At 63.3% G+C, this 11,117-nt stretch carries 9 protein-coding genes and 1 pseudogene; all 10 read left to right on the plus strand.

The window, feature by feature from the left end; all coding sequences use genetic code 11:
* Positions 1 to 297: pseudogene (locus QZZ60_RS07840) on the plus strand (hypothetical protein); the annotation flags it as partial.
* Positions 287 to 1,369, plus strand: a complete 1,083-nt coding sequence (mraY, locus tag QZZ60_RS07845) for a phospho-N-acetylmuramoyl-pentapeptide-transferase (RefSeq protein ID WP_295640203.1) — start codon at positions 287 to 289, stop codon at positions 1,367 to 1,369. The pseudogene QZZ60_RS07840 and the gene mraY, both read left to right, overlap by 11 nt.
* A gap of 11 nt (positions 1,370 to 1,380) precedes the next feature.
* A complete protein-coding gene (gene murD, locus QZZ60_RS07850) occupies positions 1,381 to 2,700 on the plus strand; it encodes a UDP-N-acetylmuramoyl-L-alanine--D-glutamate ligase (RefSeq protein ID WP_295640206.1) in 1,320 nt (439 codons plus the stop codon).
* Positions 2,697 to 3,827 carry a putative lipid II flippase FtsW gene (gene ftsW, locus QZZ60_RS07855; RefSeq protein ID WP_295640209.1) on the plus strand — a complete coding sequence of 377 codons (1,131 nt, stop codon included), beginning with the start codon at positions 2,697 to 2,699 and terminating at the stop codon, positions 3,825 to 3,827. The genes murD and ftsW overlap by 4 nt, the downstream gene beginning before the upstream one ends.
* Before the next feature lie 2 nt (positions 3,828 to 3,829).
* On the plus strand, positions 3,830 to 4,948 hold the full coding sequence (murG, locus tag QZZ60_RS07860) for an undecaprenyldiphospho-muramoylpentapeptide beta-N-acetylglucosaminyltransferase (protein WP_295640212.1): 1,119 nt from the start codon (positions 3,830 to 3,832) through the stop codon (positions 4,946 to 4,948).
* Between the two features lie 12 nt (positions 4,949 to 4,960).
* Positions 4,961 to 6,346 carry a UDP-N-acetylmuramate--L-alanine ligase gene (gene murC / locus QZZ60_RS07865; protein ID WP_295640215.1) on the plus strand — a complete coding sequence of 462 codons (1,386 nt, stop codon included), beginning with the start codon at positions 4,961 to 4,963 and terminating at the stop codon, positions 6,344 to 6,346.
* On the plus strand, positions 6,343 to 7,278 hold the full coding sequence (locus QZZ60_RS07870) for an FAD-binding protein (RefSeq protein WP_295640218.1): 936 nt from the start codon (positions 6,343 to 6,345) through the stop codon (positions 7,276 to 7,278). The genes murC and QZZ60_RS07870 overlap by 4 nt, the downstream gene beginning before the upstream one ends.
* Positions 7,266 to 8,189 carry an FtsQ-type POTRA domain-containing protein gene (locus QZZ60_RS07875; RefSeq protein ID WP_295640221.1) on the plus strand — a complete coding sequence of 308 codons (924 nt, stop codon included), beginning with the start codon at positions 7,266 to 7,268 and terminating at the stop codon, positions 8,187 to 8,189. The genes QZZ60_RS07870 and QZZ60_RS07875 overlap by 13 nt, the downstream gene beginning before the upstream one ends.
* A 176-nt stretch (positions 8,190 to 8,365) precedes the next feature.
* Positions 8,366 to 9,616, plus strand: a complete 1,251-nt coding sequence (ftsA, locus tag QZZ60_RS07880; RefSeq protein WP_295640224.1) for a cell division protein FtsA — start codon at positions 8,366 to 8,368, stop codon at positions 9,614 to 9,616.
* 28 nt (positions 9,617 to 9,644) lie between these two features.
* A complete protein-coding gene (ftsZ, locus tag QZZ60_RS07885) occupies positions 9,645 to 10,898 on the plus strand; it encodes a cell division protein FtsZ (protein WP_295640227.1) in 1,254 nt (417 codons plus the stop codon).
* Positions 10,899 to 11,117 lie beyond the last annotated feature (219 nt).

Below are 11,117 nucleotides of genomic sequence, written 5' to 3' on the forward strand. Positions count from 1 at the left end.
GACCTGGCCGAGGTCGAACACAGAAGGCTCGGCCGCATTCTGGCCTCATCCGGCTGCGCGGCCGTGTTCTGGACGGGCGGCCATGCCGCCGAAGTGAAGGAAGGACTTGAGGAAGAACGCTTTGCGGGCTTCTTTGCCGAGGTGCCGCAGAGCACGGACTTTCTGCCCGCCCTGAAGAGCTGGGAAGAGACCCGTCGCGACGGCAGAAAAGGCCTCGTGCTCTTCAAGGGCTCCCGCGTCAACCGGATGGAGCGTCTCGTAACCCTCTTCATGGAACAGAAAAGCCATGCTCTATAACCTTCTCGTCCCCTTCAGTCAGGACGTTTCCCTGCTGAACGTCTTCCGCTACATCACGTTCCGATCCGCGGGAGCGCTCATCTGCGCGCTGCTTTTCACCATACTCACCGGCCCGTGGTTTCTCAAGAAGCTCACGGCCCTCAAGGTGGGACAGCCCATACTCTCCTACGTTCCCGAGCATCAGGCCAAGGCGGGCACGCCCACCATGGGCGGGCTGCTCATCATGGCGGGCGTCGTCTTCTCCACGCTTCTGTGGGCCGATCTGTCCAACGTGTACATCTGGCTCACGCTGCTCGTGTTCGTGGGCTTCGGCGTGGTGGGCTTCGTGGACGACTACGCCAAAATACGCCACCATGAGAACAAGGGGCTCTCGCCCCGCGCCAAGATGTTCGGTCTCATCGTGGTTTCCGTGGCGGCCATAAGCCTGCTGCTCATGGAACCGGCCTATTCCAGCCGTCTTTCCGTGCCCTTCTTCAAGCAGTTCATGCCCGACCTCGGGGTCTTCTACGTGGTCTTCGCCGTGGTGGTGCTCATCGCCTCCTCGAACGCCGTCAACCTCACCGACGGTCTGGACGGCCTCGCCATACTGCCCGCGGTCATGTGCTTCATGGTCTACGCCATCTTCATCTACGTGGCCGGCCACGCGAACTTCGCCGCCTATCTTCAGGTGCCCGCCGTGCCGGGCGTGGGCGAGGTCACGGTATTGTGCTGCGCGCTCATGGGCGCGGGCCTCGGCTTTCTGTGGTTCAACTGCTTTCCCGCCCAGGTGTTCATGGGCGACGTGGGTTCGCTCAGTCTCGGCGGGGTGCTCGGCTTTCTCGCCGTGCTCTGCAAGCAGGAACTCATCCTCATCGTGGCGGGCGGCGTGTTCGTCATGGAAACCGTGTCCGTCATCATGCAGGTGGGCTTCTTCAAGGCCACGCACGGCAGGCGTCTTTTCCGCATGACGCCTCTGCATCATCATTTTCAGAAAGGAGATCATCCGCTGCCGGAATCCAAGATCATCGTCCGGTTCTGGATCATCTCCGTGCTTCTTGCCATCATCTCTCTTTCCGTTCTCAAACTGCGCTGAGGAATTGCGTCATGAGTGCCTTCCATCTTTCCCGCCGCCGCGTCGCCGTCATCGGCGCGGGCAGAAGCGGCCGCGCCGCCGTGCGTCTGCTGCATGAGATGGGCGCGGAGGTGCGCCTGCTGGAAAAAAAGCCGGAACAGATGCCCGCGGAATTTTCCGCGTGGCTGTCGGAAAACAACGTGCCCGTCTTCGGCGGGGAACACGCGCCCGAGTACTTCGAGGGGGTGGAGCTCGTCATTCCGAGCCCGGCCGCGGCAAAGGCCGTCATCGAACCGCTGCTGCCCGTGCGCGCCGACGGCTCGAAGGCGGAAATCATGGCCGAAACGGAACTTGCCTGGCGGCTTCTTGAAAAGGAACCCGTCATCGGCGTGACGGGCACGAGCGGCAAGACCACCACCACGAGCCTCGTCGCGGCCATGCTCGAGGCCCACGGCCTGCGCGTGTTCACGGGCGGCAACATCGGTGTGCCGCTTTCGGAATACGTGCTTGCCAGACGCCGCGGCGAGCCGAAGGCCGACGTCGTCGTGCTCGAGCTTTCGAGCTTCCAGCTTCAGACGTGCAGCACTCTTCATCCTCGCGTGGGCATACTGCTCAACATTTCCGAGAACCATCTCGACTTCCACAAGGACATGAAGGAGTACACCGACGCAAAAATGCGCCTCTTCGCCCGGCAGACCGAGCACGACGTGGCCATTCTCTCGCCTGCGCTCTCCCGCCTTCCCGAGGAGTACGGCATGAAGGCCCGCGTCGTCTATCTCACGCCCGGCGCGCGTCCCTTTCCGGACACCCGCCTCATCGGCGCGCACAACCAGAGCAACGCCGAGGCCGCCTTTCTCGCGGCCTCGCTCTTCGACGTCACCCGCGACGAGGCCGCCCGCGCCATGCGCGAGTTTGCGCCCATCGCCCACCGTCTGGAGCACGTTGCCGACATAAACGGCGTGCAGTACGTCAACGACTCCAAGTGCACCACCATCGAGGCGCTCAAAGTGGCGCTCCAGGCCTTCGACCGGCCCGTCGTGCTGCTTGCCGGCGGCAAGTTCAAGGGGGGCGACGTGGAAGGAATGCGTCCGCTTCTCAAAGAGCACGTGCGCGCCGTGGCGCTCTACGGCGCTTCGCGCGAGCATTTCGAGCCTGCATGGAAGGACGTTGTGCCCGTCACCTGGGACGCCTCCATGGACGAGGCTCTGGCACGGGCCCGCACCCTTGCCCTTCCCGGCGACGCCGTGCTTCTTGCGCCCGCCACGTCGAGCTACGATCAATACAAGAACTACATCGAGCGCGGCAATCACTTCCGCGACCTCGTCACAGCCATGCAGGAAGGGAAGGCATGAACCTGCGCAAGAAAAAACAGCCTGCGCCCGAACCTGCCATTCCTCCCGGGCCCGTGGACTGGTGGCTGCTCGCGCTTCTGCTTCTGCTTCTGTGCGTGGGGCTCGTGGCCGTGCTTTCCGCAAGCGGCCCCATCAGTCAGCGCACCTACGACGAGTCCTATCACTTCTTCCACCGTCAGCTTCAGACCATGCTGCTCGGCGGCGTCATCGTGGCGCTTCTGTGCTGGCTGCCGCGCTCGTTCATCAACAGGCTGCACTACTGGGGCATAGCCGTGGTCATGGTGCTGCTCGTGCTGTGCCTGCTCATCGGGCCCAAGATCAACGGCGCCCAGCGCTGGCTCGACTTCCACTTCATGATGGTGCAGCCCATGGAGTTCGCGCGCATCGCGCTCGTCATGTATCTTGCGTACTTCATGAGCTCCAAGCAGGCCATGATACGCGAGTTCAGCCGCGGCCTTCTGCCGCCCACGCTCATCACCCTTCTCATGTGCCTGCTGCTCGTGCTCCAGCCCGATCTCGGCGGCACCATCATCATGCTGGCCATACTGTTCTTCATGTGTCTCGGCGGCGGCACGCGCGGCGGCTACCTCGTCATGGTGCTCATTCTCGCGGCCGTGCTGGTGGTGGCCCTCATCATCGTGGAGCCCTACCGCTGGGCCCGCTGGACCGCCTATCTCGAACCCTTCGCCAACGCGCAGGGCTCGGGCTATCAGATCGTGCAGAGCCTGCTGGCCCTGGGCAGCGGCGGCATCTTCGGCGTGGGACTCGGCGGCAGCATACAGAAGACCGTGTATCTGCCCGAAGCCCACAACGACTTCATCATGTCCATCATCGGCGAGGAGACGGGATTCGTGGGCATCACCGTGGTCATGGTGCTGTTTGCGCTCTTCTTCTATCGCTGCTATCGTGTGGTGCTCGGTCAGCGGAACCTCAGGGACAGGCTTTCCGCCTACGGCCTCACCCTGGTCATCGCCCTGAGCTTTCTGCTCAACATGGCCGTCATCTTAGGCAACGTTCCCCCCAAGGGCATCGCCATGCCCTTCATCAGCTACGGCGGCAGCAGCCTGCTCGCGAACATGATCTGCGCGGGGCTTCTGCTCAACTATTCTCGAACTGCGCGGGAGTAAGCATGGCCCTTCGCATCATCATCACCACCGGAGGCACCGGCGGACACATCTTCCCCGCCCTTGCCGTCATCGAGGCCCTCAGAAAGCGTCGGCCCGACATAGAGATTCTTTTCGTGGGCGGCGAGTACGGCCCGGAGAGAGACATCGTGCAGCGGGCGGGCGTGTCCTTTGAAGGTCTGCCCGTGCGCGGCTTCATCGGCCGCGGCCCCCGGGCCGTCGCAGCCATGTTCGCCATGGCCGCGGGCATCGTGCGGGCCATGGGCATCGTGCGCCGCTTCTCGCCCGACGCCGTCATGGGCTTCGGCGGCTACGCGGCCTTCGCCTCCGTGTTTGCGGCCCGCCTCATGGGACGCCCCGCCGCCCTGCACGAACAGAACGCCATAGCGGGCGCGGCCAACCGCATTCTCGGCAGAATGGTGAAGCGCGTGTGCCTCTCCTGGAACCAGCCCGCCGTGGGCGCCAGCTTCCCGCAAGAGGTGTGCGTGCTTACCGGCAACCCCATACGGGCGGACATCGCCACGCTCGGCACCCTGCACCGCGTGCGCGAGGGCGCGCAGCGACTTCTCGTCATGGGCGGCTCGCAGGGCGCGAGGGCCATCAACAACATGGTCGTCTCCATGCTGCCCGCCCTGCGTAAAGCGGGCGTGGACATTCTGCATCAGACCGGCGCGAACGAATACGAAAGCGTGCGCCGCGGCTATCTTGAAGCGGGCGTTCCCGCGGAGGAGACCGACCGCATCGTGCATCCCTTCATCCACGACATGGCGAAGGCCTACGCGGAGTGCGACCTTGCGCTGTGCCGCGCGGGAGCCACGAGCATGGCGGAGCTTGCCGCCACGGGCACGCCTGCGGTCTTCATTCCCTTCCCCTATGCCGCGCACGATCATCAGACAAGCAACGCCCGGGCCATGGAAGAAGCGGGCGGCGGCATTCTTCTGCCGCAGAAAAAGGCCGAGGCCATGGCTGCGGACGGCTCTCTCGCCCCCATGCTCATCGATCTTCTGAAGGACGGGGAGCGCCTCGACGCCATGCGGAAAGGCGCGCTTTCCCTGGCCCGTCCCGACGCGGCCGATTCCGTGGCCTCCGTCCTTCTGGCCCTTGCGGGCGACAACTCCAAATAATTCGAGTCACACATGAACAACAAGATTCGCGCCATACACATGATAGGCATCGGCGGTTCCGGCATGAGCGGCATTGCCGAAGTGCTCCTCAACCTGGGCTACACGGTCCACGGCTCCGACCTCGCAAACAGCGCCACGGTGCAGCGTCTGCGCAGCCTCGGGGCCGTCATCCATCTCGGCCATGCCGCCGAAAACCTCGGCGACGCGCAGGTGGTGGTGCGCTCCTCGGCCGTGTCCGACTACAATCCCGAAGTGCAGGCCGCCAGGGAACGCGGCATTCCCGTCATTCCCCGCGCGGAAATGCTGGCCGAGCTCATGCGTCTGCGCACGGGCATCGCGGTGGCGGGCACGCACGGCAAGACCACCACGACGTCTCTCACCGCGGCCATCTTCGACGCCGCCGGCCTTGATCCCACGGTCATCATCGGCGGCCTTCTCAACGCCTACCGCGCCAACGGGCATCTCGGGCAGGGAGAATACCTCATCGCCGAGTCCGACGAGTCCGACGGTTCGTTCCTGTGCCTGTTTCCCATCATCAACGTGGTCACCAACGTGGACTACGACCACATCGACCACTACGGCACGCAGGACGCCATCGACGACGCCTTCGTGGCCTTCATGAACAAGGTGCCCTTCTACGGCATGAACGTCATCTGCGCCGACGATCCTGGCGTGCGCCGTCTCATTCCCCGCATCAAGCGTCCGTTCGTCACCTACGGTTTCGGCCGCGACTGCCGCATCCGCGGCGAGATCGTCGAATGCGACGCCGTGAACCGCTTCGACGTGTGGCTGAGAGGCCGCGACGGGCAGGAAAAGAAGATTCTTGAAAACGTCACGCTCTCCCAGCCCGGACGCCACAACATTCTGAACGCGCTCGCCGCCATAGGCGTGGCGCTTCAGGCGGGCATCGCGCCCGAAAAGTGCGCGGAAGGGCTCGCCGCCTTCTCCGGCGTGGGCCGCCGCTTCGAGCTCAAGGGCGAGAAGAACGGCATCACGGTCATCGACGACTACGGCCACCATCCCACGGAGATCCAGGCCACCATACGCACGGCCCGCCAGGTCTTTCCGGGGCGCCGCCTCGTCATGGTGTTCCAGCCGCACCGCTTCTCCCGCACGCAGGCGCTGTTCGGCGAATTCTGCCAGACCTTCGGCAACGTGGACAAGCTGTATCTCACGGAAATCTATCCGGCGAGCGAAGCGCCCATTCCCGGCGTGAACGGCGTGAACCTTGCGCTCGGCATCCGTCAGTTCTCCAAGACCGACGTGTGCTACAAGCCGAACTTCGACGAGGTGGTGGAAGCGCTCAGGACCGATCTTCGTCCCGGCGACGTGCTCATCACCCAGGGTGCGGGCAGCGTGACCACCGTGGGCCCCCGCGTGCTGGAGAATATGGCGTGAAAATCATCGACAGACCTGCCCTCGCTCCGCTCACGACGCTCGGTCTCGGAGGCCGCGCCCTTGCGGAAATACGTCTCGAAACCCCGGAGGACTGCCTGCGCCTTGCCGATGTTCTCGCCGGACAGACGGACGTGCGCATTCTCGGCGGCGGGAGCAATCTGCTCGTGCACGACGGCGATCTGCCGTTTGTCGTGCTGCGTCCGCTCTTCGGGGCGAAGGGACCGGACGGCGGCGCTGCGGAACCTGAAGTTCTCGGCGAAGAAGACGGCCCTGACGGGCCGCGCACGCTCATCCGCGCAGGCGCGGGCATGAGGGTGCCGCATCTTCTTTCCTGGTGCGCGGCGCACGAGCTTGCGGGACTCGAAGGTCTCGTGGGCGTGCCCGGCAGGGTGGGAGGAGCCGTGGCCATGAACGCCGGGGCCTACGGATGCAGCACCGCGCCTCTCATGCGCTCGCTCGACGTGTTCACGCCGGAAAGGGGGCTGCACACGCTCTCCCCCGAAGGATGGAAGGCAAGCTACCGGCATTTCTCCCTGACCGGGGACCCTTTGTGGTACATGAGCGTTTCCGTGGTGCTGTCTTTGCGTCAGGCCGCTCCCGGCAGCGTGCGCGAGGCCGTGAAAAAGAACTTTCTGCACAAGAAGAGCGGGCAGCCCGTGCATGAGCATACGGCGGGCTGCGTGTTCCAGAACCCGGAGGGGCTCTCCGCCGGAAAGCTGCTGGACGAAGCGGGCATGAAGGGCCGAAGACTCGGAGCCATGTACTTTTCGCCCATGCACGCCAACTTTCTCGTGCACGACATGAAGTGCGGTCTGCCCGGCAGAAGCGACGATGCGCTCGCCCTCATTCATGAGGCGCAGAAGGCCGTGTTCGAGAAGTTCGGCATAAGGCTCTCCATGGAAGTGAAGGAGTGGTCGTCATGTCCCTGTTAGGCGGCGGCCGCTCGCGGCGCAATTCCTACTCGCAGAAGCGCAGGAGCGTCACGGAGGCGCCCTCGCGTTCCCGCAGGTCCGGCGTGAACCGCAAGAAGAGCGTGGAACGGCCGAAAAAGACGAAGCGCCGTCCTGGCGTGAGCCTGCCGTCCATCCACGTGAGCTCCCGCGGGGTGTTTCTCGTGGTGCGCGGGCTGCTCGCCCTTGCTCTCGTGGGTCTTTTTTTCCTCGGCGCGGGCATCGGCCTCGTCAAGGCCTACAACTTCTGCACCACGAGCCGGTATTTTTCCATCACGGACATAAAGGTCACGGGCAACTCGCAGGTGAAGACCGAAGACATTCTTGAGGCCTGCGGCCTGCGCAAGGGGGAAAACAGCCTGCTTGTCAACGTGCACGAGGCCGAACAGAAGCTCGTGGACAACCCGTGGATAGAAAACGTGTCCATACGGCGTTCTCTGCCCGGATCGTTCATCATCACGGTCAGGGAACGCGTGCCGCTCTTCTGCGCAAGAAAGGACAGCACGCTCTACTACGTGAACGCAAAAGGAGAAATCATCGCGCCCGTTTCCACGAACAACTTCCGCTCTCTGCCGGTGCTGGAAATCGGCCCCGGCGGCGACGAGGCCCTGCCCATGGTGGCCGAATTCGTGGAAGAATTCAAACACGCCGGTTTTCCCTTTGACATATCCCAGATTTCATGGATACGATTGAGCGCAGGCGGAGGCTTCGAGCTTTACTGGGAAACCCGGAGACTCCGTCTGAGCATAGGCGTCGAGAACTGGAAGGACAATCTCCGGCGCATAGCTTCGGTGGTTACGGACATTGAAAAAAGGAAGGAAACCGTCATGGTCACCAGCATCCGCGCGGCCGACGGCCAGGTGTGGATGACGAAGGCCACAGAGCAGGAATAGCCCTTTTCCCTCTCTAATGACGCGCGGCTTTTCAAGGCCCGCAACGCCTTGCGGCAGACTGGTTATCCGGCAAAAAAATGCTGGACAATTCGTCATTTTTGTGCTGCTTTTTTCAAGTCCATATTTAATGAGGCATCTCCTTTCACAGGTATGCTCAGGTCATGGGGAGCTTATCAATGCCAAAATCCGAACTCATCGTCGGCCTTGACATAGGCACGACAAAAATCTGCGCCGTTGTCGGCGAACCCTCCGAAAACGGAATAGATATCATCGGGATAGGCACGAGTCCCTCCAATGGTCTGCGCAAGGGCGTGGTGGTCAACATCGACCAGACGGTTCAGTCCATACGCAAGGCCGTGGAAGAGGCCGAGCTCATGGCCGGCTGCGAGATCAAGTCGGTGTACGCCGGCATCGCGGGCAGCCACATCAAGGGCGTGAACAGTCACGGGGTCATCGCCATCAAGGGCGGCGGCGAAGTGACGCAGCACGACGTGGACCGCGTGCTCGACGCGGCCAAGGCCGTGGCCATTCCCATGGACCGCGAGGTGATCCACATTCTGCCCCAGGGCTACATCGTGGACGAACAGCGCGGCATCGCCAACCCCATCGGCATGTCCGGCGTACGTCTCGAGGCCAACGTGCACATCGTCACGGGCGCGGTCACCTCGGCACAGAACATCATCCGTTCCTGCAACAGGAGCGATCTTGACGTGTCCGACATCGTGCTCGAGTCTCTCGCCTCCTCCAAGTCCGTGCTCACGGAAGAGGAGCGGGAAATTGGCGTGGCCATCGTGGACATCGGCGGCGGCACGAGCGACATCGCCATTTTCGCGAACAACGCCATCAAGCATACCGGCGCCGTGGCTCTCGGCGGCAACAATCTCACGAGCGACATCGCCTTCGGCCTGCGCACTTCCATTTCCGCGGCCGACAAGATAAAGATCAAATACGGCTGCGCCCTTACCGACATGGTCCGTCCCGACGAGACCATCGAGGTTCCGGGCGTGGGTGGGCGGCCTTCCCGCACGGTGGAACGCCGCGTTCTTGCTGAAATCTGCGAACCCCGCATGGAAGAAATCCTTGCGCTTGTGTATCAGGAGCTGGAACATTCCGGGCTCAAGCGCCAGCTCGGCGCGGGCGTCGTCCTCACGGGCGGCGCGGCTCTCATTCCCGGCTGTGCGGAACTTGCGGAAGAAATCTTTCAGCTTCCCACGAGACTGGGCTATCCCCGCAACGTGGGCGGCCTGAAGGACGTCATCAACAACCCCAAGTTCGCCACGGCCGTAGGCCTGCTTTTCTATGGGGCGGAAAAAGAAAGTGAGGAAGCGCCCGTCCGCTTTGCGAACGCCCCCTCTTCCGCCGCCGAATCCAGCCTGTTCCACGGGGTGTGGGAACGCATGAAGCGCTGGTTCGGAGATATTCGTTAATCTGTCGAACACCCGGAGACATGCTATTATGGACGATATGGTTCCCGATACAGAACAGGCCGCAAAAATCAAGGTCATAGGCGTGGGCGGCGGCGGCGGAAACGCCGTGCAGAACATGATCAACTCCCGCCTCGAAGGCGTGTCCTTCATCTGCGCCAACACCGACATGCAGGCGCTCTCGCGCTCCCTTGCCGAGGAGCACATCCAGCTCGGCAAGGAACTCACGCGAGGCCTCGGCGCCGGCGCCAAGCCCGAAGTGGGCCAGGCAGCCGCCGAGGAAAGCGTGGAGGACATCCGCAAGGTCATCGACGGCGCGGACATGGTCTTCGTCACCGCAGGCATGGGCGGCGGCACCGGCACCGGTGCGGCTCCCGTCATCGCCAAGGTCGCCAAGGAAAAGGGCGTGCTCACCGTGGGCGTGGTCACCAAGCCTTTCCGCTTTGAAGGCGAAAAGCGCATGAAGGCCGCGCTCAAGGGCATTGAAGAGCTCAAGCAGCACGTCGACAGTCTGGTCATCATTCCCAACGACCGCCTGCTCGCCATCGCGCCCAAGAACGCCAAGGTGACGGAAATGCTCAAGAAGGCCGACGACGTGCTCTACGATGCCGTGCGCGGCGTGACCGACCTCATCACCAAGCCCGGTCTCATCAACGCCGACTTCGCCGACGTGCGCACCGTCATGAGCCGTCAGGGCATGGCCCTCATGGGCGAAGGCCGCGCCTCGGGCGACAACCGCGCCCTCGACGCCGCCAAGCGCGCCATCACGAGCCCCCTGCTGGAAGACCTTTCCATCACGGGCTGCAAGGCCATGCTGGTCAACATCACCGCCAACGAGGACATCGGCATGGATGAATTCAGCTCCGCCGCGTCCTACATCGAAGAGGCGGCCCGCGGTCCCAACGGCGAAGATCCCGAAATCGTGGTGGCCATGTCGCTGGACGAAAGCTGCGGCGAGGAGATACGCATCACCGTCATCGCCACGGGCATCGAACCCGAGGCCGAAAAGCCGAACAAGCCCGCCACCGGCACCGTGGTCACCATGAACGGCGGCCACGACCAGAACGTGCCCCCCGTGGTGCAGGGCTACCGCCAGCGCCACGTGCGCGACCCGCACGAAATACTCTCCCGTCCCAAGCTCTACAGCGAATACCCGCAGGACGATACCGACATCCCCACCTACCTGCGCTACCAGGAACGGGCCAAGCAGTATCAGGAGCCCGCTGAAGACTTCACCATAGAAGAAGACGACAGCCCCGCCTACCTGCGCAAACAGAATCACTGACAAAAAGCCTCCGGCAAAAGCCGGAGGCTTTTTGGTTTGGTAAGGAATCAGAGAGAGGCGGGGGAAGGGGGAGCCCCTTTTGAAAAAGGGACTCCCCCCTCCCCCCCCCACCCCCCCCCCCCTCCCCCCACCCCCCCCCCCAAAAACCTCCTCCTCCCACCGGGGCGCCCCAGACTTTCCCTTCCTCAATTTTTTCCGCCCCCTGTGTGGTGACCGCGA

It is taken from the genome of uncultured Mailhella sp. (assembly GCF_905187505.1).
Taxonomy (GTDB): Bacteria; Desulfobacterota; Desulfovibrionia; order Desulfovibrionales; family Desulfovibrionaceae; genus Mailhella.